This window comes from Citrobacter sedlakii NBRC 105722 (genome assembly GCF_000759835.1).
Lineage (GTDB): Bacteria > Pseudomonadota > Gammaproteobacteria > Enterobacterales > Enterobacteriaceae > Citrobacter_A > Citrobacter_A sedlakii.
The window spans coordinates 133,143-156,561 of sequence record NZ_BBNB01000007.1 but is presented as its reverse complement, the minus strand read 5'-3'; the positions used below and the strand labels follow the sequence as shown (position 1 = coordinate 156,561).

15 protein-coding genes are annotated in these 23,419 nt (G+C 55.0%); 14 read left to right on the top strand and 1 reads right to left on the bottom strand.

The features are described 5' to 3' along the window. From rpsA to CSE01S_RS11080, 9 genes are all read left to right on the top strand, one after another. A complete protein-coding gene (gene rpsA, locus CSE01S_RS11120) occupies nucleotides 1–1,674 on the top strand; it encodes a 30S ribosomal protein S1 (RefSeq protein WP_042288135.1) in 1,674 nt (557 codons plus the stop codon). Between the two features lie 155 nt (nucleotides 1,675–1,829). Next, nucleotides 1,830–2,114 (top strand): integration host factor subunit beta, encoded by a 285-nt coding sequence (gene ihfB / locus CSE01S_RS11115; RefSeq protein ID WP_000167332.1) that lies wholly within the window; start codon nucleotides 1,830–1,832, stop codon nucleotides 2,112–2,114. A 204-nt stretch (nucleotides 2,115–2,318) separates the two neighbouring features. Further along, complete coding sequence (locus CSE01S_RS11110) at nucleotides 2,319–4,583, top strand: ComEC family protein (RefSeq protein ID WP_042288131.1); 2,265 nt, start codon at nucleotides 2,319–2,321, stop codon at nucleotides 4,581–4,583. 36 nt (nucleotides 4,584–4,619) lie between these two features. Next, on the top strand, nucleotides 4,620–6,368 hold the full coding sequence (msbA, locus tag CSE01S_RS11105) for a lipid A ABC transporter ATP-binding protein/permease MsbA (protein WP_042288128.1): 1,749 nt from the start codon (nucleotides 4,620–4,622) through the stop codon (nucleotides 6,366–6,368). Then, a complete protein-coding gene (lpxK, locus tag CSE01S_RS11100; RefSeq protein WP_042288126.1) occupies nucleotides 6,365–7,342 on the top strand; it encodes a tetraacyldisaccharide 4'-kinase in 978 nt (325 codons plus the stop codon). Before msbA ends, lpxK begins: the two co-directional genes overlap by 4 nt. 41 nt (nucleotides 7,343–7,383) lie before the next feature. Next, entirely contained in the window at nucleotides 7,384–8,616 is a 1,233-nt protein-coding gene (locus CSE01S_RS11095; RefSeq protein ID WP_042288123.1) for a winged helix-turn-helix domain-containing protein, read from the top strand. Between the two features lie 51 nt (nucleotides 8,617–8,667). Next, the gene (ycaR, locus tag CSE01S_RS11090; protein WP_042288120.1) at nucleotides 8,668–8,850 is read left to right on the top strand and encodes a protein YcaR; all 183 of its coding nucleotides are present in this window, start codon (nucleotides 8,668–8,670) and stop codon (nucleotides 8,848–8,850) included. Then, nucleotides 8,847–9,593, top strand: a complete 747-nt coding sequence (gene kdsB / locus CSE01S_RS11085; protein WP_042288116.1) for a 3-deoxy-manno-octulosonate cytidylyltransferase — start codon at nucleotides 8,847–8,849, stop codon at nucleotides 9,591–9,593. The genes ycaR and kdsB overlap by 4 nt, the downstream gene beginning before the upstream one ends. A gap of 153 nt (nucleotides 9,594–9,746) precedes the next feature. Further along, nucleotides 9,747–10,640: a YcbJ family phosphotransferase gene (locus CSE01S_RS11080; protein ID WP_042288113.1), complete on the top strand. Its 894-nt coding sequence runs from the start codon at nucleotides 9,747–9,749 to the stop codon at nucleotides 10,638–10,640. On the opposite strand, the gene elyC is transcribed toward CSE01S_RS11080, so the two are convergent. Beyond that, nucleotides 10,617–11,396, bottom strand: coding sequence for an envelope biogenesis factor ElyC (gene elyC, locus CSE01S_RS11075; RefSeq protein WP_042288109.1), 780 nt, complete (start codon nucleotides 11,394–11,396; stop codon nucleotides 10,617–10,619). The genes CSE01S_RS11080 and elyC overlap by 24 nt on opposite strands. Nucleotides 11,397–11,529: 133 nt before the next feature. Between elyC and cmoM the strand changes: the two genes are divergently transcribed. The 5 genes from cmoM (at nucleotide 11,530) to CSE01S_RS11050 (ending at nucleotide 23,345) form a co-directional block, all read left to right on the top strand. Further along, nucleotides 11,530–12,342, top strand: a complete 813-nt coding sequence (gene cmoM, locus CSE01S_RS11070) for a tRNA uridine 5-oxyacetic acid(34) methyltransferase CmoM (protein ID WP_042288105.1) — start codon at nucleotides 11,530–11,532, stop codon at nucleotides 12,340–12,342. After that, nucleotides 12,335–13,657 carry a chromosome partition protein MukF gene (gene mukF, locus CSE01S_RS11065; protein ID WP_042288102.1) on the top strand — a complete coding sequence of 441 codons (1,323 nt, stop codon included), beginning with the start codon at nucleotides 12,335–12,337 and terminating at the stop codon, nucleotides 13,655–13,657. Before cmoM ends, mukF begins: the two co-directional genes overlap by 8 nt. Further along, on the top strand, nucleotides 13,638–14,342 hold the full coding sequence (gene mukE / locus CSE01S_RS11060; RefSeq protein ID WP_042288098.1) for a chromosome partition protein MukE: 705 nt from the start codon (nucleotides 13,638–13,640) through the stop codon (nucleotides 14,340–14,342). The genes mukF and mukE overlap by 20 nt, the downstream gene beginning before the upstream one ends. Further along, entirely contained in the window at nucleotides 14,342–18,790 is a 4,449-nt protein-coding gene (gene mukB / locus CSE01S_RS11055) for a chromosome partition protein MukB (protein WP_042288095.1), read from the top strand. Before mukE ends, mukB begins: the two co-directional genes overlap by 1 nt. Nucleotides 18,791–19,091: 301 nt before the next feature. Further along, complete coding sequence (locus CSE01S_RS11050) at nucleotides 19,092–23,345, top strand: Ig-like domain-containing protein (protein WP_233422701.1); 4,254 nt, start codon at nucleotides 19,092–19,094, stop codon at nucleotides 23,343–23,345. The last annotated feature ends 74 nt before the right edge of the window (nucleotides 23,346–23,419 follow it).

Genomic DNA, 23,419 nt, shown 5'->3' with positions numbered 1-23,419 from the left:
ATGACTGAATCTTTTGCTCAACTGTTTGAAGAATCCTTAAAAGAAATCGAAACCCGTCCGGGTTCCATCGTTCGCGGTGTTGTTGTTGCTATCGACAAAGACGTAGTACTGGTTGACGCTGGTCTGAAATCTGAGTCCGCCATCCCGGCTGAGCAGTTCAAAAACGCCCAGGGCGAGCTGGAAATCCAGGTGGGTGACGAAGTTGACGTTGCTCTGGATGCAGTAGAAGACGGCTTCGGTGAAACCCTGCTGTCCCGTGAGAAAGCTAAACGTCACGAAGCATGGATCACGCTGGAAAAAGCTTACGAAGATGCTGAAACTGTTACCGGTGTTATCAACGGCAAAGTTAAGGGCGGCTTCACTGTTGAGCTGAACGGTATTCGTGCGTTCCTGCCAGGTTCCCTGGTAGACGTTCGTCCGGTGCGCGACACGCTGCACCTGGAAGGCAAAGAGCTTGAGTTCAAAGTCATCAAGCTGGATCAGAAGCGCAACAACGTTGTTGTTTCTCGTCGTGCCGTTATCGAATCCGAAAACAGCGCAGAGCGCGATCAGCTGCTGGAAAACCTGCAGGAAGGCATGGAAGTTAAAGGTATCGTTAAGAACCTCACTGACTACGGTGCATTCGTTGATCTGGGTGGCGTTGACGGCCTGCTGCACATCACCGATATGGCCTGGAAACGCGTTAAGCATCCGAGCGAAATCGTAAACGTTGGCGACGAAATCACTGTTAAAGTGCTGAAATTCGACCGCGAGCGTACCCGTGTATCCCTGGGCCTGAAACAGCTGGGCGAAGATCCGTGGGTTGCTATCGCTAAGCGTTACCCGGAAGGTACCAAACTGACCGGTCGCGTGACCAACCTGACCGACTACGGTTGCTTCGTTGAAATCGAAGAAGGCGTTGAAGGCCTGGTACACGTTTCCGAAATGGACTGGACCAACAAAAACATCCACCCGTCCAAAGTTGTTAACGTTGGCGACGTAGTGGAAGTGATGGTTCTGGATATCGACGAAGAACGTCGTCGTATCTCCCTGGGTCTGAAGCAGTGCAAATCTAACCCGTGGCAGCAGTTTGCGGAAACCCACAACAAGGGCGACCGTGTTGAAGGTAAAATCAAGTCTATCACTGACTTCGGTATCTTCATCGGCCTGGACGGCGGCATCGACGGTCTGGTTCACCTGTCTGACATCTCCTGGAACGTTGCAGGCGAAGAAGCAGTACGTGAATACAAAAAAGGCGACGAAATCGCAGCCGTTGTTCTGCAGGTTGACGCAGAGCGCGAGCGTATCTCTCTGGGCGTTAAACAGCTGGCAGAAGATCCGTTCAACAACTGGGTTGCACTGAACAAGAAAGGCGCAATCGTAAACGGTAAAGTGACTGCAGTTGACGCGAAAGGCGCAACCGTAGAACTGGCTGACGGCGTTGAAGGTTACCTGCGCGCTTCTGAAGCTTCCCGTGACCGCGTTGAAGATGCAACACTGGTTCTGAGCGTAGGCGACGACGTTGAAGCGAAATTCACCGGCGTTGACCGTAAGAACCGTGCAATCAGCCTGTCTGTTCGTGCGAAAGACGAAGCTGATGAGAAAGATGCCATCGCAACTGTTAACAAACAGGAAGATGCAAACTTCTCTAACAACGCAATGGCTGAAGCATTCAAAGCAGCTAAAGGCGAGTAATTCTTTGAAACTTCGGGATGTTTCATCGCGAAGTCAGATGAGATTACTTGACAGATTACAGGATTCGTTCTGTAATCAATGACAAAGGGCGGCTACGGCCGCCCTTAATCAATGCAACAGCAGCGCTTATATGCCTTATAGGAACCGGAGGAATCATGACCAAGTCAGAATTGATTGAAAGACTTGCAACCCAGCAATCTCATATTCCCGCAAAAGCGGTTGAAGATGCAGTTAAAGAGATGCTGGAACATATGGCCTCGACTCTTGCGCAGGGCGAGCGTATTGAAATCCGCGGTTTTGGCAGCTTCTCTTTGCACTATCGCGCACCACGAACCGGGCGTAACCCGAAGACTGGCGATAAAGTCGAGCTGGAAGGAAAATACGTTCCGCACTTTAAGCCAGGTAAAGAACTGCGCGATCGCGCCAATATTTACGGTTAAGTTTCCTCAAAACGTAACCTGCGAAAAAGCACCTTTCTGGTGCTTTTTTCATTTCTGACGCTCCATTCTGGAAGACGCCCCGCAATAAATTTGGCGGTTTACAACACGGTGATAAAAACGCTGGAAACCGCATCGTAAAGCCTGCCATTACCGCCTGACAGACCGTTGGCCAACCTGCACACTTCCGCTCACACGGAGGTGTTCATGAAAATCACGACGGTCAGCCTGGGCGCGCTATGCGGTATTTTCCCTTTGCTTTTCTTACCGGCTTTGCCTGATACGCTTTGGCTTGTCAGTCTTTTCGCGCTGGCCTGTTCGCTAACGCTTTTCTCCGGCAAATGGATGCAGCTTGCCGGGCTGGTTCTGTTGTTTTTTCTGTGGGGCGTTTTCGCGGCTAAACAGTCGCTTTGGGCCGGAAACACGCTGCCGGTAAAAAATCAGGACGCCATTATCGAGCTGACCGCGACGGATAACATCACGACACACGCCGGACGCATCACTCATCTGGCAGGGCGTCGTCTTTTTCCTGCGGTGGGTATCGTTCTTTATGGGCAGTATTTGCCGTCTGAACCCTGTGCAGGGCAGCGCTGGGCGATGACGATTAGGATCAGGGCTGTTCACGGGCAGTTAAATGACGGGGGATTTGACAGCCAGCGCTACGCCCTGGCACAGCATCAACCGCTCACAGGCCGTTTTCTGCAGGCAAAAATCCTGGACGGGGAATGCAGTTGGCGAGCCAGATATCTCGCATCACTGAAAGCCAGGCTGGCTGAGTATCCGTGGCAGCAGGTGATAGTCGGTCTGGGGATGGGGGAACGTCTGGCGATAACGAAAGAGGTGAAAAACATCCTTCGCGATACCGGCACCGCCCATCTGATGGCGATTTCCGGGCTGCATATTGCCTTAATGGCTCTGCTCGTCAGTGGATTGCTTCGTGGCGTTCAGTTTCTTCTGCCGGTGCGCTGGATCCACTGGCAGCATCCGCTTATCGGCGGGCTGCTCGGCGCCATATTCTACGCCTGGCTAACCGGTCTTCAGCCACCCGCGCTGCGTACGATCATTGCGCTATTTGTCTGGACGGCGCTAAAGCTGAGTGGACGGCAGTGGAGCGGATGGGCCGTCTGGTGCTGTTGTCTGGCGGCGATTGTTATTTGCGATCCGTTGGCGGTGCTCTCCCAAAGCCTGTGGCTTTCCGCTTTCGCCGTTGCGGCCCTGCTGTTCTGGTATCAATGGTTTCCCTGTCCGGAGTGGACGTTACCGCGGGCAGGGCGTTTATTGGTTGAGCTGGCCCATTTACAGTTGGGGATGACGCTGTTGCTTTTGCCGCTGCAAATCGCGTTGTTTCACGGCCTTAGCCTGACCTCTTTTGCGGCGAATTTATTCGCCGTGCCGCAGGTAACGTTTATTAGCGTACCGCTGATCCTCGCAGGAATGGTGGCGCATGTCAGCGGGCCGTTAGTGGTTGAGTCTGTATTGTGGTATCTGGCCGATCGCTCGCTTGCCGCCGTGTTCTGGGCGTTAACCCAATTGCCGAAAGGGTGGATAGCGGTAGATGCGCGCTGGCAGTGGCTGGTTTTCGCTCCCTGGCTGGTGCTTGTTGGCTGGCGGTTTAATGCCTTACGGGTGCTACCCGGACTCTGCCTGGCAACGCTTGCCCTGCTCAGTTGGCCTTTCTGGAGCCCGCCGCGTACCGATACGTGGCAGGCGCATATGCTGGATGTTGGACAAGGATTGTCGGTAGTTATCGCGCGTAACGGCAAAGCACTGTTGTACGACACCGGGCTGGCCTGGCCTGAAGGGGACAGCGCGCAACACATTATTATTCCGTGGCTACGCTGGCATCATCTGGAGCCAGAAGGGATTATTCTCAGCCATGAACATCTTGATCACCGGGGTGGGCTAGACTCTATGCTGAGCGCCTGGCCCGGGCTATGGGTCCGCAGTCCGTTAGGCTGGCGAAATCATTTACCGTGTTATCGCGGTGAGGTCTGGTACTGGCAGGGATTGCGTTTCAGCGCGCACTGGCCGTTAAAAGGCGATCGCGGCAAGGGCAATAATCACTCCTGTGTGGTGAAAATCGACGATGGTCGCCACAGCCTACTGTTGACGGGCGACATAGAGACGCCAGCTGAGCAACGGATGCTGAGTCATTACTGGCAGCATCTGTCGGCTACGATTATTCAGGTGCCGCATCATGGCAGCAATACGTCCTCTTCGCTGGCACTCATACAGCGGGTTAATGGCGAGATGGCGCTGGCCTCGGCATCGCGTTATAACGCCTGGCGGTTACCGTCATGGAAGGTCAGACAGCGCTATCAGCAGCAGGGGTACCAGTGGCGCGATACCCCGCATCAGGGGCAAATTTCGCTGGATTTCTCCGCACAGGGCTGGCGCATAAGCAGCCTACGGGAGCAAATTTTACCGCGTTGGTATCATCAGTGGTTTGGCGTGTCAGACGATAACGGGTAGAATATGCGGCTATTTCAACAAATGCTGGTTTTTTGAATGCATAACGATAAAGATCTCTCTACGTGGCAGACGTTTCGCCGACTGTGGCCTACCATTGCGCCTTTCAAAGCGGGTCTGATCGTGGCGGGTGTGGCGTTAATCCTCAACGCGGCCAGCGATACCTTCATGTTATCGCTCCTCAAACCTTTACTTGATGAAGGTTTTGGTAAAACCGATCGCTCAGTGCTGCTCTGGATGCCGCTGGTGGTCATTGGGCTGATGATATTACGTGGTATTACCAGCTATATCTCCAGTTACTGCATCTCCTGGGTATCGGGCAAAGTGGTGATGACCATGCGTCGCCGTTTGTTTGGTCATATGATGGGGATGCCCGTCGCCTTCTTCGATAAGCAATCTACCGGGACACTGCTCTCCCGCATCACCTATGATTCTGAACAGGTGGCCTCCTCGTCCTCCAGCGCGTTGATTACCGTTGTGCGCGAAGGCGCGTCGATAATCGGCCTGTTTGCCATGATGTTCTATTACAGCTGGCAACTGTCGATTATCCTCGTGGTGCTGGCGCCGATTGTGTCGATTGCGATCCGCGTGGTGTCAAAGCGTTTTCGCGCCATCAGTAAAAACATGCAGAACACGATGGGGCAGGTCACGACCAGCGCCGAGCAAATGCTGAAGGGACACAAAGAAGTCCTGATCTTTGGCGGCCAGGAAGTTGAGACCAAACGCTTTGACAAGGTGAGCAACAAAATGCGTCTGCAGGGGATGAAAATGGTCTCCGCGTCGTCTATTTCTGACCCCATCATCCAGCTTATCGCCTCGCTGGCGCTGGCGTTTGTGTTGTATGCGGCTAGCTTCCCGAGCGTTATGGAGAGCCTGACGGCGGGGACCATTACCGTTGTCTTTTCGGCAATGATCGCCCTGATGCGTCCGCTGAAATCTCTGACTAACGTCAACGCCCAGTTCCAGCGCGGTATGGCGGCGTGTCAGACTCTGTTTGCGATTCTCGACAGCGAACAGGAAAAAGATGACGGTAAACGCGTTATTGAACGCGCCAGCGGCGATCTGGAATTCCGCAATGTTACCTTTACCTATCCGGGACGCGAAGTGCCTGCGCTGCGCAACATCAACCTTAAAATTCCGGCGGGTAAAACGGTCGCGCTGGTGGGGCGCTCTGGCTCCGGTAAGTCGACGATCGCCAGTCTGATTACGCGTTTCTACGACATCGATGAAGGCGAAATCCTGATGGATGGTCACGATCTGCGTGACTATACGCTGGCGTCCCTGCGTAATCAGGTTGCGCTGGTGTCGCAGAATGTGCATCTGTTCAACGATACGGTAGCCAACAATATTGCCTATGCGCGTAACGAGCATTACACCCGTGAGCAGATCGAAGAGGCTGCTCGCATGGCTTACGCAATGGATTTCATCAATAAGATGGATAATGGCCTCGATACCATCATCGGAGAAAACGGCGTGCTGCTCTCCGGCGGTCAACGTCAGCGTATCGCCATTGCGCGCGCGCTGTTGCGTGACAGCCCAATCCTGATTCTGGATGAAGCGACGTCGGCGCTTGATACCGAATCTGAGCGCGCCATCCAGGCGGCGCTGGACGAGTTGCAGAAAAACCGCACATCGCTGGTGATTGCGCATCGCCTTTCTACCATTGAACAGGCTGATGAAATTGTGGTGGTGGAAGACGGCGTGATCGTAGAACGCGGGACGCATAGCGAACTGCTGGCGCATCATGGCGTTTATGCGCAGCTACACAAAATGCAGTTTGGTCAATGATCGCACGCATCTGGTCCGGTGAATCGTCTCTGTGGCGGCTACTCCTGCCGCTCTCCTGGCTGTATGGCCTGGTGAGCGGGGCGATTCGTCTGTGCTATCGGCTGGGCATCAAACGCGCCTGGCGCGCCCCGGTGCCGGTTGTTGTGGTGGGAAACCTGACGGCAGGCGGTAACGGCAAAACGCCGGTGGTGATCTGGCTGGTGGAGCAGCTTCAGCGACGTGGACTGCGCGTTGGTGTTGTTTCGCGAGGCTACGGCGGCAAAGCGGCTGCCTATCCCCTGTTGTTGAGCGCTGAAACCACTACGGCCGAGGCGGGTGATGAACCCGTGCTGATTTATCAGCGTACCGGGGCGCCGGTTGCCGTATCGCCTCATCGCCCGGAGGCGGTTCAGGCGATACTGGCGCAGCATGACGTCCAGATTATCGTGACTGACGATGGTTTGCAGCACTATCGTCTGGCGCGTGATGTTGAGATCGTGGTGATTGACGGCGTTCGTCGCTTCGGTAACGGCTGGTGGTTACCGGCAGGGCCGATGCGTGAACGTGCAGGCCGTCTGAAAACTGTTGATGCGACGATTGTTAATGGCGGTGTGCCGCAGCCGGGAGAAATTCCAATGCGTCTGGAGCCGGGACTGGCGGTAAATTTGCGCACTGGCGAGCGGCGTAACGTCGCGCAGTTACACAATGTCGTTGCGATGGCAGGCATTGGTCATCCGCCACGTTTTTTCGCCACGCTTGAAGCCTGCGGCGTGCAGCCGCAAAAGTGTGTCGCACTGGCGGATCACCAGGCGTTGCGCGCGCGTGATGTACAGGCATTGCTGAATGCAGGGCAGACGCTGATCATGACGGAAAAAGATGCCGTGAAGTGTCGCGCGTTTGCTGAAGACAACTGGTGGTATCTCCCTGTCGATGCGCATTTGTCGGGGAACAAACCTGAAGCGTTACTTGAAAAGCTGATCTCGCTGGCGCGTTAGCATTCTGACACGAGGGCAGCGAATGAATGATGGAGTCATCAATGTCGTTGCCGTCCCTTTCTCTTAAAGAGGCCCGTCTTCTCCACCTCGCTGCACAGGGCTTACTGCGCAAGCCACGCCGTCGAGCCCGTGAGTCCGATATTCTCGCGACCATAACCCGCATGTCGCTGTTGCAAATCGACACCATCAATATTGTCGCGCGCAGCCCTTATCTGGTGTTGTTCAGCCGTCTGGGGGATTATCCCTCGCAGTGGCTTGACGCCGCGCTGACTCGCGGTGAGCTAATGGAGTACTGGGCGCACGAAGCCTGCTTTTTGCCGCGCAGCGACTTTAAGCTCATACGTCACCGGATGTTGACCCCGGAAAATATGGGCTGGAAGTACAAAGCGGCGTGGATGAACGACCATGCCGGGGAAATTGAACAACTCATACAGCATATTCAGCATAACGGCCCGGTGCGGTCGGCGGATTTTGCGCATCCACGTAAGGGAACCAGCGGATGGTGGGAGTGGAAGCCGCATAAGCGCCACCTGGAAGGGCTGTTCACCGCCGGGAAACTGATGGTGGTTGAACGGCGCAACTTTCAGCGCGTTTATGATTTAACCCATCGCGTGATGCCGCACTGGGATGATGAGCGCGACCTGCTACCGCGCGCGCAGGCTGAGCTGTTCATGCTGGACAACAGCGCCCGCAGCCTTGGCATTTTTCGCGAGCAATGGCTGGCGGATTACTATCGGCTAAAGCGACCCGATCTACAGCGCTGGCGAGAGACGCGCGCGGAGCAACAGCAAATTATTCCCGTTGAAGTCGACACGCTCGGTACGCTGTGGCTACACGCTGAGCTCCTGCCGCTGCTTGAACTGGCGCAGGCAAAAAAGTTGAGCGCGACGCACAGCGCGGTTCTGTCGCCGTTTGACCCGGTGGTCTGGGATCGTAAACGCGCGGAACAACTCTTCGGTTTCAGTTATCGGCTGGAATGCTACACCCCCGCGCCGAAACGGCAGTTTGGTTATTTTGTCCTGCCGTTACTTCACCGGGGACAGCTGATTGGTCGGATGGACGCCAAAATGCACCGTAAAACAGCGGTGCTGGAGATCATTTCGCTGCACCTGGAAAAGGGCGTCACGTCCGGGATTTCGCTACAGAACGGCTTAAAACAGGCGATTGACGATTTTGCCCGCTGGCAGCAGGCCACGCGCGTGACGTTAGGCCACTGCCCGCCGGGACTGTTCACGGAATGTCGGCAGGGCTGGGAATTAGACGCAGACGCGTGAACGATTATGATAAGATTTACCGATTCACTGTCCGGTCCATCTGGAGGAACTATGGATCATCGTCTGCTTGAAATCATCGCCTGCCCGGTTTGTAACGGGAAACTCTGGTTTAACCAGGAAAAACAAGAACTGATCTGCAAACTGGATAACCTTGCGTTTCCCCTGCGTGACGGCATTCCCGTCCTGCTGGAAACAGAAGCCCGCGTGCTGGCGGCTGACGAGGGGAAATCATGAGTTTCGTGGTCATCATCCCCGCGCGCTATGCGTCAACGCGTCTGCCTGGCAAACCGCTGCTGGACATTAATGGCAAGCCGATGATAGTGCACGTCCTGGAGCGCGCCCGTGAATCCGGCGCCGAGCGTATTATCGTCGCAACCGATCACGACGATGTCGCGCGCGCCGTTGAGGCTGCGGGCGGCGAAGTCTGCATGACCCGCGCTGACCACCAGTCTGGCACGGAACGTCTGGCGGAAGTCATCGAGAAGTGCGGGTTTAGCGATGACACCGTGATTGTTAACGTTCAGGGTGACGAGCCGATGATCCCGGCGGTCATTATTCGTCAGGTCGCAGAAAACCTGGCGCAGCGTCAGGTCGGCATGGCTACGCTGGCGGCACCGATCCACGGCGCGGAAGAAGCCTTTAATCCCAACGCGGTCAAAGTTGTGCTGGATGCGGAAGGCTATGCGCTTTACTTCTCGCGCGCGACAATCCCCTGGGATCGTGACCGATTCGCCAAAAGCCTGGAAACCGTTGGCGATACTTTCCTGCGCCATCTGGGGATTTACGGCTACCGTGCCGGTTTCATTCGCCGTTACGTGAGCTGGCAGCCCAGCCCGCTGGAGAACATCGAGATGCTGGAGCAGCTCCGTGTGCTGTGGTACGGCGAAAAGATCCACGTCGCGGTGGCGAAAGAAGTTCCCGGTACCGGGGTGGATACCGCCGAAGATCTTGAGCGCGTCCGCGCCGAAATGCGTTAATGTTCCCTTACGACGCGTCGTCCGATCCCGGGCGGCGCGTCGTACCGTTACGATTTTCCTCACATTTTCTTGTCAACAATTGATCTCATCCGGGTGACATCTGCCCCTCTGGCGCTCATTATAAAAGCAGTAGCGTTTATAAGGGTAAACTGAATGGAACAGCTGCGTGCCGAATTAAGCCATTTACTGGGCGAAAAACTGAGCCGTATTGAATGCGTGAATGAAAAAGCCGATACGGCGCTGTGGTCACTGTATGACAGCCATGGCAATCCGATGCCGCTGATGGCCAGAAGTTTTACCACTCCCGGCGTCGCGCAGCAGCTGGCGTGGAAAATCACTATGCTGGCGCGCAGCGGTACCGTCCGGATGCCGGTCGTGTATGGCGTAATGACCCACGACGAGCACCCCGGCCCCGACGTGTTGCTGCTGGAGCGCCTGCGGGGCGTGTCTGTCGAAGCGCCAGCCCGCACCCCGGAGCGTTGGGAGCAGCTTAAAGATCAGATCGTCGAAGGTCTGCTCGCCTGGCATCGTCAGGACAGCCGGGGCTGCGTCGGCGCGGTGGATAATACCCAGGAAAACATCTGGCCCTCCTGGTATCGCCAGCGTGTTGAAGTGCTATGGAGCACACTCAATCAGTTCAACAACACCGGGCTGACGATGCAGGACAAAAGGATCCTGTTTCGAACGCGGGAATGCCTACCTGCGTTATTCGAGGGGTTCAATGATAATTGCGTGCTGGTGCATGGCAATTTCAGCCTGCGCAGTATGTTAAAAGATGCCAGAAGCGATCAGCTTCTGGCGATGGTGGGGCCGGGCATTATGCTCTGGGCGCCGCGGGAATATGAACTGTTCCGTCTGATGGATAACGCGCTGGCGGAAGATCTGCTCTGGCATTACCTGCGCCGCGCGCCTGTGGCAGAGTCGTTTATCTGTCGGCGCTGGCTTTATGTCTTATGGGACGAAGTGGCCCAGTTGGTCAATACCGGGCGCTTTAGCCGCGCTAACGTCGATCTTGCGGCGAAATCACTCCTGCCCTGGCTCGCCTGACAGTCCTTTCAGCCACTGCCAGATACGCCCCAGCGTCTCATAACCCACGCGATCGCTGTGCATCAGCCAGACCGGCGAGGGGAGCGCGTATTCCCACGGATTCAGCGGTGAATCAATTGCCAACTGATTTGCCGGGGCAGGCAGCGGATCCAGCCCGACGCGTTGAAAGAAAATCATCGCCCGCGGCAGGTGCGAGGCGGACGTCACTAACAGGAACGGCGCGTTGCCAATGGCCCGCTTCACCGCCAGCGCTTCTTCTTCAGTATCTTTCGGCTGCTCCAGGGTAATAATATCTGCGCGAGGCACGCCTAACGATTCGGCGACGCGCGCGCCGGCTTCCGCGGTACTGACCGGATTCGTCAGCGCGTGCGCGCCGGTAAAGATCAGCTTCGAACCCGGATTCGCCCGCCATAAGCGAATGCCCTCATTAAGGCGCGGCAGGCTGTTACTGATCAGGTTGGAGCTGGGCGCCCACTCGGGATTCCAGGTATAACCGCCGCCCAGCACGACGATGTAGTCCACTTTTCGTGTCTCCTGCCAGGTGGGATACCGGCTTTCTATCGGCCGAAGCAGTCCGTCCGCAACGGGCTGCAGGCTAAGCAGAAACAGCGCCAGCCAGCCTGCGCTGATCATCACCTTCCCGGTTTTCTGAAAACGGCTAAACCACAGCAACATCAACCCTGCGCCGATCGCTAACAACAGGAAAGGGAGAGGCAGCAGCATGCCGCCAATCACTTTCTTTAGTGTAAAAAGCATTCTTTTTGGTTCCTTTTTTAACCATACAGCAGAAGAATAATCAGGATATTACACCAGACAGGTTCATTCTCCGCTCGGGTGTGACAAAATAGCGGTTTTGATTAAGAACCCCAAGCCGTCAGTGGAGAGCCCGATGCGGGATCGCAATTTTGATGACATCGCGGAAAAGTTTTCCCGTAACATTTACGGCACCACCAAAGGCCAGTTGCGCCAGGCGATCCTCTGGCAGGATCTCGATGGCCTGCTGGCGCACTACGGTACGCAAAAACTGCGCGTGCTGGATGCCGGCGGCGGCGAAGGCCAGACCGCGATCAAAATGGCAGAGCGGGGCCACCACGTCACCTTATGTGACCTTTCCGCGGAAATGATCGCCCGCGCGCAGCAGGCGGCGGACGCAAAAGGTGTGAGCGATAACATGCATTTTATACAATGCGCCGCTCAGGACGTAGCTTCGCATTTGGAAAGCCCGGTTGATCTGATATTGTTTCATGCGGTGCTGGAATGGGTTGCAGAACCGGTCTGCGTATTAGAGACGCTGTGGTCGGTATTGCGCCCCGGTGGCGCACTGTCGTTAATGTTCTACAATGCCAACGGCCTGTTGATGCACAATATGGTGGCCGGGAATTTCGATTACGTGCAGGTGGGGATGCCAAAGCGTAAAAAGCGCACGCTTTCACCGGACTATCCCCGTGAGCCAGGGCAGGTTTATCAGTGGCTGGAACAGATTGGCTGGCAAATTACCGGAAAAACCGGGGTGCGCGTCTTTCATGATTATCTGCGTGAAAAGCACCAGCAGCGGGACTGCTATGAGATGCTGCTTGAACTTGAAACGCGTTATTGCCGTCAGGAACCCTGGATAAGCCTTGGCCGGTATATACACGTCACCGCGCTGAAACGCCTGTCCCATGAGGCTTTACCCGCAGATGCAAGGATAACCTATGAGTGAATTTTCCCAGACAGTCCCCGAACTGGTTGCCTGGGCCAGAAAAAATGATTTTTCTATCTCGCTGCCGGTAGACCGACTTTCGTTTCTGTTGGCCGTGGCCACGCTGAACGGTGAGCGACTCGACGGCGAGATGAGTGAAGGCGAACTGGTGGATGCGTTTCGCCATGTCAGTGATGCGTTTGAGCAAACCAGCGAAACCATTGGCGTACGCGCGAACAATGCGATCAACGACATGGTGCGTCAACGTCTGCTGAACCGCTTTACCAGCGAGCAGGCGGAAGGGAACGCCATTTACCGTCTTACCCCGCTTGGCATCGGGATTACCGATTATTATATCCGCCAGCGCGAGTTCTCCACGCTGCGTCTGTCAATGCAGTTGTCGATCGTCGCAGGAGAACTGAAGCGCGCAGCGGATGCCGCAGATGAAGGCGGCGACGAGTTCCACTGGCACCGTAACGTCTATGCGCCGCTGAAATACTCGGTGGCGGAAATTTTCGACAGCATCGATCTCACTCAGCGCATCATGGATGAGCAGCAACAGCAGGTAAAAGACGACATCGCGCAACTGCTGAATAAAGACTGGCGGGCGGCAATTTCCAGCTGCGAACTCTTGCTCTCGGAAACGTCGGGCACCCTGCGCGAACTGCAGGATACGCTGGAGGCGGCGGGTGATAAGCTGCAGGCCAACCTGCTGCGCATCCAGGATGCGACGCTGGCGCATGACGATCTGCATTTCGTCGATCGTCTGGTATTTGATCTGCAAAGTAAGCTTGACCGTATTATCAGTTGGGGCCAGCAGTCTATCGATCTGTGGATCGGCTATGACCGCCACGTGCATAAATTTATCCGTACCGCTATCGACATGGATAAAAATCGCGTTTTTGCCCAGCGTCTGCGCCAGTCTGTCCAGACCTATTTCGATGAGCCGTGGGCGCTGACCTATGCGAACGCCGATCGTCTGCTGGATATGCGTGACGAGGAAATGGCGCTGCGCGACGAAGAGGTGACCGGGGAACTTCCACCGGATTTAGAGTACGAAGAATTTAACGAGATCCGCGAGCAACTGGCGGCGATCATCGAAGAACAGTTGGCTGTCTACAAAACCAAAGAGACGCCGCTGGATCTCGGTCTCGTGGTACGCGAATATCTGTCGCAGTACCCGCGTGCGCGTCATTTCGACGTGGCGCGTATTGTTATCGATCAGGCGGTACGTCTTGGCGTAGCGCAAGCAGACTTCACCGGACTGCCAGCCAAATGGCAGCCGATTAATGATTACGGAGCCAAGGTACAGGCGCATGTCATTGACAAATATTGAACAAGTGATGCCGGTTAAGCTGGCGCAGGCGCTGGCGAATCCGTTATTTCCGGCGCTGGACAGCGCGTTACGCTCAGGCCGTCATATTGGACTGGACGAACTGGATAATCATGCCTTTTTGATGGATTTTCAGGACTATCTGGAAGAGTTTTACAGCCGCTATAACGTCGAGCTGATCCGCGCGCCGGAAGGGTTTTTCTACCTGCGTCCGCGTTCCACGACGCTGATCCCGCGTTCTGTTCTTTCCGAACTGGATATGATGGTCGGGAAAATCCTCTGCTACCTCTATCTCAGCCCGGAGCGGCTGGCGAATGAAGGGATTTTCACCCAACAGGAGCTGTACGACGAACTGTTAACGCTGGCCGACGAAGCTAAACTGTTGAAGCTGGTGAATAACCGCTCAACCGGCTCCGACGTGGACCGGCAAAAGCTGCAGGAAAAAATGCGCTCGTCCTTAAACCGTCTGCGTCGCTTAGGCATGGTATGGTTTATGGGGCACGACAGCAGCAAATTCCGCATTACGGAATCGGTATTCCGCTTTGGCGCGGATGTTCGTACTGGCGACGACCCGCGCGAAGCCCAGCGCCGCTTAATTCGCGACGGAGAGGCGATGCCGGTCGAAAACCACTTACAGCTCAACGATGAGACCGAAGAGAATCAGCCGGACAGTGGAGAAGAAGAATAATGATTGAACGCGGTAAATTTCGCTCACTTACGCTGATTAACTGGAACGGTTTCTTTGCCCGTACCTTTGACCTTGATGAATTAGTCACCACGCTTTCCGGCGGTAACGGGGCGGGGAAATCGACCACCATGGCGGCCTTCGTCACGGCGTTGATCCCGGACTTAACCCTGCTGCACTTCCGTAACACAACCGAAGCGGGGGCGACCAGCGGGTCACGCGATAAAGGCCTGCACGGTAAGCTGAAGGCGGGCGTGTGTTATTCGATGCTCGATACCATCAACTCACGCCACCAGCGGGTGGTGGTCGGCGTGCGTCTGCAACAGGTCGCCGGTCGCGACCGGAAAGTGGACATTAAACCCTTTGCCATTCAGGGACTGCCGATGTCGGTTCAGCCGACGCAACTGGTGACGGAAACCCTCAACGAACGTCAGGCGCGCGTGCTCACGCTCAACGAGCTGAAAGACAAGCTTGATGAAATGGAAGGCGTACAGTTTAAGCAGTTCAACTCCATAACTGATTACCATTCGTTGATGTTTGATTTGGGCATCATTGCCCGTCGTCTGCGCTCGGCTTCCGACCGCAGTAAATTCTATCGCCTGATTGAAGCGTCGCTGTACGGCGGCATCTCCAGCGCCATCACCCGCTCTTTACGCGACTACCTGCTGCCGGAAAACAGCGGTGTGCGCAAGGCATTCCAGGATATGGAAGCGGCGCTGCGTGAAAACCGCATGACCCTGGAAGCGATCCGCGTCACCCAGTCTGACCGCGATCTGTTTAAGCACCTGATCAGCGAAGCCACCAACTATGTGGCGGCGGACTACATGCGCCACGCCAACGAGCGTCGCATTCACCTGGACAAGGCGCTGGAGTTCCGTCGTGAACTTTACGCCTCGCGTAAACAGCTTGCGGCTGAGCAGTATAAACATGTCGATATGGCGCGCGAACTTGCCGAGCACAACGGCGCGGAAGGGGATCTTGAGGCCGACTATCAGGCCGCGAGCGATCACCTGAATCTGGTGCAAACCGCGCTCCGTCAGCAGGAAAAAATTGAGCGCTATGAAGCGGATCTCGACGAGCTGCAGATCCGTCTCGAAGAGCAAAACGAAGTGGTGGCGGAAGCCGCCGAACGGCAGGAAGATAACGAGGCGCGCGCCGAAGCCGCCGAACTGGAAGTGGATGAGCTGAAAAGCCAGCTCGCCGACTACCAGCAGGCGCTGGACGTTCAGCAGACCCGCGCGATTCAATACAACCAGGCGATTTCCGCGTTACAGCGCGCTAAAGAACTTTGCCATTTGCCGGATCTTACCGCAGACAGTGCCGCCGAGTGGCTGGACACCTTCCAGGCGAAAGAGCAGGAAGCCACCGAAAAAATGCTCTCTCTCGAGCAGAAAATGAGTGTGGCGCAAACGGCGCACAGCCAGTTTGAGCAGGCGTATCAACTGGTGGTGGCGATTAACGGCCCGCTGGCGCGTAACGAAGCATGGGACGTGGCGCGCGAACTGCTGCGCGAAGGCGTCGATCAACGCCACCTGGCTGAACAGGTTCAGCCGTTGCGGATGCGCCTGAGCGAGCTGGAGCAGCGCCTGCGCGAACAGCAAGATGCGGAGCGTCTGCTGGCGGAGTTCTGCAAACGGCAGGGTAAACAATTCGACATTGATGAACTGGAGGCACTGCATCAGGAACTGGAAGCGCGCATCGCGTCGCTCTCTGACAGCGTCTCTAACGCTCACGAACAGCGGATGGCGCTGCGTCAGGAACAGGAGCAGCTTCAGTCGCGCATTCAGCACTTAATGCAGCGCGCGCCGGTGTGGCTGGCGGCGCAGAACAGCCTGAGTCAACTCAGCGAGCAGTGTGGCGAGGAGTTCACCTCCAGCCAGGATGTGACCGGATATCTGCAACAGTTGCTGGAACGCGAACGTGAAGCGATTGTTGAGCGTGATGAAGTCGGCGCGCGTAAGAACGCCGTTGACGAAGAAATTGAACGCTTAAGTCAGCCTGGCGGTGCGGAAGATCAACGGCTTAACGCGTTGGCGGAACGGTTTGGCGGCGTCCTGCTGTCGGAAATCTATGACGACGTCAGTCTGGAAGATGCCCCGTACTTCTCCGCGCTGTACGGCCCGTCGCGCCATGCTATCGTGGTCCCGGATCTTTCGCAGATCGCCGAGCAACTGGAAGGCTTAACGGATTGCCCGGAAGATTTGTATCTGATTGAAGGGGATCCGCAGTCTTTCGATGACAGTGTTTTCAGCGTCGACGAACTGGAAAAAGCGGTGGTGGTCAAAATTGCCGATCGCCAGTGGCGTTACTCCCGTTTTCCGTCGGTGCCGCTGTTTGGCCGCGCTGCGCGTGAAAGCCGTATCGAAAGCCTGCACGCTGAGCGTGAAGGTCTGTCGGAACGTTTCGCCACGCTCTCTTTTGACGTCCAGAAAACCCAGCGTCTGCATCAGGCTTTTAGCCGCTTCATCGGTAGCCATCTTTCGGTGGCGTTTGAGTCCGATCCGGAAGCCGAAATTCGCCAGTTGAACGCCCGCCGCGTTGAGCTCGAGCGCGCGCTGACCGCCCATGAAAGCGATAACCAGCAGCAGCGTCTCCAGTACGAACAGGCGAAAGAGGGCGTTTCTGCCCTGAACCGCCTGCTGCCGCGTCTCAATCTGCTGGCGGACGACAGTCTGGCGGATCGCGTGGATGAGATCCGCGAACGGCTGGACGATGCGCAGGAAGCCGCGCGCTTTATTCAGCAGCACGGCAACCAGCTTGCTAAACTGGAACCGGTCGTTTCGGTATTGCAGAGCGACCCGGAACAGTTTGAACAACTGAAAGACGATTTCGCCTATGCCCAACAAGTGCAGCGCGATGCCCGTCAACAGGCGTTTGCGCTGACGGAAGTGGTGCAGCGTCGTGCCCACTTCGGTTACTCCGACTCAGCGGAAATGCTCAGCGGCAACAGCGATCTGAACGAAAAGCTGCGTCAACGTCTGGAACAGGCGGAAGCGGAACGCACCCGCGCCCGCGAAGCGCTGCGTGGTCATGCTGCGCAATTGAGCCAGTACAACCAGGTGCTGGCGTCGCTGAAAAGTTCCTATGACACCAAGAAAGAGTTGCTCAACGACCTGCAACGCGAGCTGCAGGATATCGGCGTGCGCGCCGACAGCGGGGCGGAAGAGCGTGCGCGGATGCGTCGTGATGAACTGCATGCCCAGCTCAGCAATAACCGTTCGCGCCGCAACCAGCTTGAGAAAGCGCTCACCTTCTGTGAAGCGGAAATGGATAACCTGACCCGTAAACTGCGCCGTCTGGAACGCGATTACTTTGAAATGCGTGAGCAGGTTGTCACGGCGAAAGCCGGGTGGTGTGCAGTGATGCGGCTGGTGAAAGACAGCGGCGTGGAGCGCCGCCTGCACCGCCGCGAGCTGGCCTATCTTTCCGGGGACGATCTGCGTTCCATGTCGGATAAGGCGCTCGGCGCGCTGCGTCTGGCCGTTGCGGATAACGAACATCTGCGTGACGTCCTGCGTTTGTCGGAAGATCCAAAACGTCCGGAGCGTAAAATTCAGTTCTTCGTCGCGGTGTATCAGCATCTGCGTGAACGTATCCGTCAGGATATCATTCGTACCGACGACCCGGTGGAAGCGATCGAACAGATGGAGATCGAACTGGGCCGCCTGACCGAAGAGCTGACGTCCCGCGAACAGAAACTGGCGATCAGCTCCCGTAGCGTGGCGAACATCATTCGTAAAACTATCCAGCGTGAACAGAACCGTATCCGTCAGCTCAACCAGGGCTTGCAGAGCGTTTCCTTCGGCCAGGTCAATAGCGTACGGTTGAATGTCAACGTGCGTGAAACCCACGCGACGCTGCTGGAGGTATTGTCTGAACAGCACGAGCAGCATCAGGATCTGTTCAACAGCAATCGCCTCACCTTCTCGGAAGCGCTGGCGAAGCTGTATCAGCGACTGAATCCGCAAATTGACATGGGGCAGCGCACGCCGCAGACCATTGGCGAGGAATTGCTGGATTACCGTAACTACCTGGAAATGGAAGTTGAGGTTAACCGTGGTTCCGACGGCTGGCTGCGCGCAGAGTCCGGCGCGCTGTCTACCGGTGAGGCGATCGGTACCGGTATGTCTATTCTGGTGATGGTGGTACAGAGTTGGGAAGATGAAGCGCGTCGCCTGCGCGGCAAAGATATCTCACCGTGCCGCCTGCTGTTCCTTGATGAAGCGGCGCGTCTCGATGCGCGTTCCATCGCCACGCTGTTTGAGCTGTGCGAACGCCTGCAGATGCAGCTCATCATCGCGGCGCCGGAAAACATCAGTCCGGAAAAAGGCACCACTTATAAACTGGTGCGTAAAGTCTTCCAGAATACGGAACACGTACACGTGGTAGGGCTGCGCGGCTTTGCGCCACAGCCTCCGGAAGGTGTGCCGGGCGTGACTGAAGTGTCGTAACCCGGTTTGCAATATTGCAAAAGCCGTAATCCAGTGATTACGGCTTTTTTACGCGTGATACCTGAAAAATTCTAAATTTATATTTATATAAAATTAAATATATAACTCAAAATTATAATATTCATTCTGCTTATCTTTATAAGGTGTTAATTTTTATTCAAAAGAACTGACTGGCGGGTTTATATTAATTTCTTTCAAGAATGTAATTTCATTTTTTTTCCAGATAATTTAATCCTGTTAATTATTGGCGTAATTGAAGGTGTTGTGCTTTTTACCATAAAATAAGGTTTTAACTTTCCCTATGGATAAACCAGGGGCAAATTGTATGAAATTATCGACAAGGAAGTCTTTAGCCTGTTTGCAAATAGCGCTTCAGTTATTTTCCTCCTCAAGCCTGGTCTATTTTTCACCGAGTTATGCTGAGAGCGCACAGGACAAGTCCTCTGTTTTATCAGCCAACGATACGAATAATCGCGAAGGGCAGGACGCAAATCGTGTTGCGCAAGCGGCCGTGCAAGCGGGATCGTTACTGAGTAGTGATGACGCAGCGACCGCCTTAAGCACTACGGTTATCTCGACGGCGACAGGCGAAGCCTCCTCCGCCGTGCAAAAGTGGTTGAATCAGTTTGGTACGGCGCGGGTGAATATCAGTACTGATGAACATTTTACGCTTTCTGATTCTGAACTTGATCTCCTGCTTCCGTTGTATAACGAAAAAGAACATCTGTTTTTTACTCAGTTAGGCGGCAGACGGCATGATGACAGAAATGTTATCAATACAGGACTGGGGTATCGCCATTTTTCTGATGACTGGATGTGGGGCACAAATCTTTTTTACGATCGGCAAGTTTCGGATAACCATCACGAACGTCTCGGCGTGGGCGCTGAGTTAGGTTGGGATTACGTCAAACTTGCCGCTAATGGCTATTTTCGCCTCAGTGACTGGATGGCGTCTTCTCAGTATCGGGATTATGACGAGCGCGCGGCGAATGGTTTTGATGTTCGCGCGACGGGGTATTTGCCTGCTTATCCTCAGTTAGGCGCCAATATAATTTATGAAAAATATTATGGCGACAGCGTGGGGTTATTCGGTGACGATGAAGACGATCGACAGAAAAATCCTTACGCCGTCACCTTAGGCCTCAACTATACCCCTGTACCGTTGATTACCCTCGGTGCAAATCAAAAAATGGGCAAAAGCGGCCAAAACGATACGCAGCTCAATCTCAGCGTAAACTGGTCGCCTGGCGTGCCTTTGCGCGATCAGCTCGATCCTTCTGCGCTGGCTCAGCGTCGCTCTCTGATGGGAAGCCGTCAGGATCTCGTCGACCGTAACAATAATATTGTACTTGAATACCGCAAACAGGAACTCATTTCACTGTCATTACCCACGGCGATTCAGGGGGAAGAACAGACTAAACAATCCGTGACAGCGAAAGTAAAAACCAAATATGGTCTTGAACGCATTGAATGGCAGGCGGCTTCATTTCTCAGCAACGGCGGCAAGATCACTTCCGGCGGAAGTGCGGAGCAGTTTGTTTTCACCTTACCCGCCTGGCAGGGAAGTGGCGTCAATAGCTACACCCTCAAAGCTATTGCGTGGGATAAAAAAGGCAACGCTTCTGACGCCAGCGAAATGAAGGTCAACGTGAGCGGCATTAATGTTACTACGCTGCAGTCGACCACGGTGGTCTCACCCGCCAGCATTCCTGCTGATGGCGCTTCAACGGCCAATGTTACTATCAGTCTCAAAACAACGTCTGGCGAAAATGCGAGCGGACTGGCGGCACGACTGACGGCTACGCTAAGCGCTGCGAAAATGAACACCGCGCAGGTGGGCGGTGAGGTAGCAGAGAAGAACGCGACGATTGGTCACTTTAACGAGACGTCAGCTGGCGTATACGTTGCTACCGTGACGGCGGGCACACAGGCTGAAACACTGACGATTCAACCACTGATTGACGGAAACGTGAAGCTGGCCAGCGCGAAGCTGACTGAAGAGGCTACGCAAAGCGCTGCGCAACTCACCGCCGTGGATGTCCCGGCAACCAGCGCCCTGGCGAACGGCGTCACGCCCCTAACCCTGACCGCGCATGTCACCGATCAAAACGGTAATGTCGTGAAAGACGCGACTGTTGACTGGTCGGCCGATAATCCGCAGGCAAAATTGTCCGCGAACACTACGCTGACAGATGCTAACGGTACCGCGCAAATTCAGGTAAGCAGTACGGCAGTGATCACCACAGTTGTGACAGCTCAGTTGCTGCAGGGCAACGCGATTAGCACCCCTTCGCTGAGTTTCACCGCAGATATAACCAGCGCAAAGGTCAGCGCTATTTCTGCCGCGAAGAAGCAGGTCGTGGCAAACAATAATGATACCGACATCATTACCGCCCAGGTGACGGATAATGCCAATCATCCGCTGGGCGGAGTGACGGTTAACTGGATCGTTAATAAAACGGACGGCGCAAAAATCACTGAAAAGACGTCGGTGTCGGACGTACAGGGTAAGGCAACATTGAGTCTGAGGTCAGCGAAGACGGGAACAGTGACGGTGAGCGCAAGCGTTAATAATGGCAAGGCGCAAACCACAGATCCCATCACCTTTGTTGCGGATAGTAGTACGCAGAAAATTGACGGTATTACGGTAAGCACCACAAAACAAGTTGCCGATGGCGCCAGTACTATCCGTTATGAAGCGACGGTCAGAAATGCGGAAGGTCTTCCTTTACCCGATATTACCGTTAACTGGTCAGCGGACAACAGTAATGTCACATTAAGCCAGAATCAGACGATCAGTGATGCGAATGGCGTCGCTGCAATGACTGTAAGCTCGAAGAAAGCGGGTAGCGTTATTGTCACTGCGCGAACCAGTGAGAGCGCGCCTTTCCAGGCTGAAGCCGTGTTTTTTACGGCTGATCCAACGACTGCACGCGTTGGGGCATTAAGTAGCGACAAACAACGTGCGCTAGCCAATGGAACTGCGGCAATAAAAGTTAGCGCAACGGTTGTGGATGCAAATGAAAACCCGCTGTCCGCCGCTGAAGTAAAATGGGCTGTTTCGCCCTCCACAGGTCAGTTGTCTGCGACAAGCTCCACCACTCAGGCCGATGGGGTTGCGGATGTGCTGCTGACAACGACCACGGTGGACCGCTACAGCGTCGAAGCCAGCATCAATGGAAGCACAAAAACGTTAGGCGATTTAACGTTTACTGGCGATCCAGGAACGGCGACTGTATCGTCACTCAGCGCGGATAAAATGTCGGGAATTATTGCGGATAAAGATAACGTGACGCTAACAGCGAAGGTTATTGATGCCAACCAGAACCCAATTTCAGGCGTAATCGTAAACTGGAGTAGCAGTGAAACGAGCAGCCGCTTTAGTGAAAGTGCATCAACGACGGATGCTCAGGGGATCGCGAAGACCCAATTCTCAAGCCTGAAGGCGGGGAATATCGAGGTGACCGCAGCGGCAGGCGCCAGCAGCCAGACGGCACAACTCCAGGTCATCGGGAATGTGGCAACCGCGCAGGTGACGGATGTAAAAGCAAACACCGCGACGGCGGTTGCCGATGGTCAGGAAAAAATCAGCTGGACAGCGACAGTTGCGGATGAAAATGGCAACGTCTTAACGGGTGCATCGGTAAACTGGCGTGCTGACCTGGACGGCGTCACACTGTCCCCGCAAAGCAGTCAAACTGACAGCAGCGGCAGCGCCACAACGGAGGGGACCTCTGTGAAATCAGGCGTGGTAACGGTTACTGCAACGCCAGACGCTAATCCTTCAGGATCAAATTCGGGCAATAGTGTTACCTTTACTGCGGATGCGAAGACGGCAACGCTGGCAAAATTAACCCCAAGCGCTGACTCAGCCTATGTCGGGAAGGGCGAAGTCACTTACCGTGCTGAAGTGGTCGACGGTAATAATAATCCCTTGCCTTCCGCGACGGTTTCCTGGAGCACGACGCTGAATTCGCTTTCTGCTACTGAAACGCAGTCCGATAGCGGGGGTATCGCTACGGTTAAACTGTCGGGCTCTACGGTAGGGCAGGTCACGGTAAAGGCCACCATTGGCAGCTCAGAGTTAACCAATAAAGCGGTCACCTTCATTGATGATTACCGGGGGAGCTGGAACATCTCGGTTGTCGGCTCCACCGTACAAGGCGATAACTGGGACTCACAGCATATTGAAGGCATCCCTGATATGGCATTCGTGACGACTGGCGATACACAAGGGCCAGGTTCGCTGATTTCCGACGCGAAGGGCTCCAGCCCGCTCACGGTGCCAATGACCGATCAGAACGGGAAAACGTGGAATGTGATCGTTCAGGGACGTCGTGCCACGGCCTGTAATGTCTTCCAACTGAACTCTTATGGGCAAGCGTGTTACGAGGCCATCGCACCTGTCTGGGCGAATCTCGTGTATTCTTCCACAACAAACACGTCTTTGCCTGCGGGGGTGTATCACGGCACGATACAGCTTTTAGGCAAAAGTAAAGGCACGCAATGGTCTTACAAGTATGATGTCGAGACCACATTAACCATTACCGACTAAGGTGTCCTTTTCGTTCTTTCCCCGTGCTTAAAACACGGGGATTTTTTCTGCCCACTTAACAACCTTCTCATACT

Excerpts from the sequence above, each read along its gene's own strand:
- ihfB (WP_000167332.1), top strand. The coding sequence starts at position 1,830 with ATGACCAAGTCAGAATTGATTGAAAGACTTGCAACCCAGCAATCTCAT.
- msbA (WP_042288128.1), top strand. The coding sequence starts at position 4,620 with ATGCATAACGATAAAGATCTCTCTACGTGGCAGACGTTTCGCCGACTG.
- CSE01S_RS11095 (WP_042288123.1), top strand. The coding sequence starts at position 7,384 with ATGTCGTTGCCGTCCCTTTCTCTTAAAGAGGCCCGTCTTCTCCACCTC.
- CSE01S_RS11050 (WP_233422701.1), top strand. The coding sequence starts at position 19,092 with ATGGATAAACCAGGGGCAAATTGTATGAAATTATCGACAAGGAAGTCT.
- lpxK (WP_042288126.1), top strand. The coding sequence starts at position 6,365 with ATGATCGCACGCATCTGGTCCGGTGAATCGTCTCTGTGGCGGCTACTC.
- CSE01S_RS11080 (WP_042288113.1), top strand. The coding sequence starts at position 9,747 with ATGGAACAGCTGCGTGCCGAATTAAGCCATTTACTGGGCGAAAAACTG.
- elyC (WP_042288109.1), bottom strand. The coding sequence starts at position 11,396 with ATGCTTTTTACACTAAAGAAAGTGATTGGCGGCATGCTGCTGCCTCTC.
- mukB (WP_042288095.1), top strand. The coding sequence starts at position 14,342 with ATGATTGAACGCGGTAAATTTCGCTCACTTACGCTGATTAACTGGAAC.
- rpsA (WP_042288135.1), top strand. The coding sequence starts at position 1 with ATGACTGAATCTTTTGCTCAACTGTTTGAAGAATCCTTAAAAGAAATC.
- kdsB (WP_042288116.1), top strand. The coding sequence starts at position 8,847 with ATGAGTTTCGTGGTCATCATCCCCGCGCGCTATGCGTCAACGCGTCTG.
- ycaR (WP_042288120.1), top strand. The coding sequence starts at position 8,668 with ATGGATCATCGTCTGCTTGAAATCATCGCCTGCCCGGTTTGTAACGGG.
- CSE01S_RS11110 (WP_042288131.1), top strand. The coding sequence starts at position 2,319 with ATGAAAATCACGACGGTCAGCCTGGGCGCGCTATGCGGTATTTTCCCT.
- mukF (WP_042288102.1), top strand. The coding sequence starts at position 12,335 with ATGAGTGAATTTTCCCAGACAGTCCCCGAACTGGTTGCCTGGGCCAGA.
- mukE (WP_042288098.1), top strand. The coding sequence starts at position 13,638 with ATGTCATTGACAAATATTGAACAAGTGATGCCGGTTAAGCTGGCGCAG.
- cmoM (WP_042288105.1), top strand. The coding sequence starts at position 11,530 with ATGCGGGATCGCAATTTTGATGACATCGCGGAAAAGTTTTCCCGTAAC.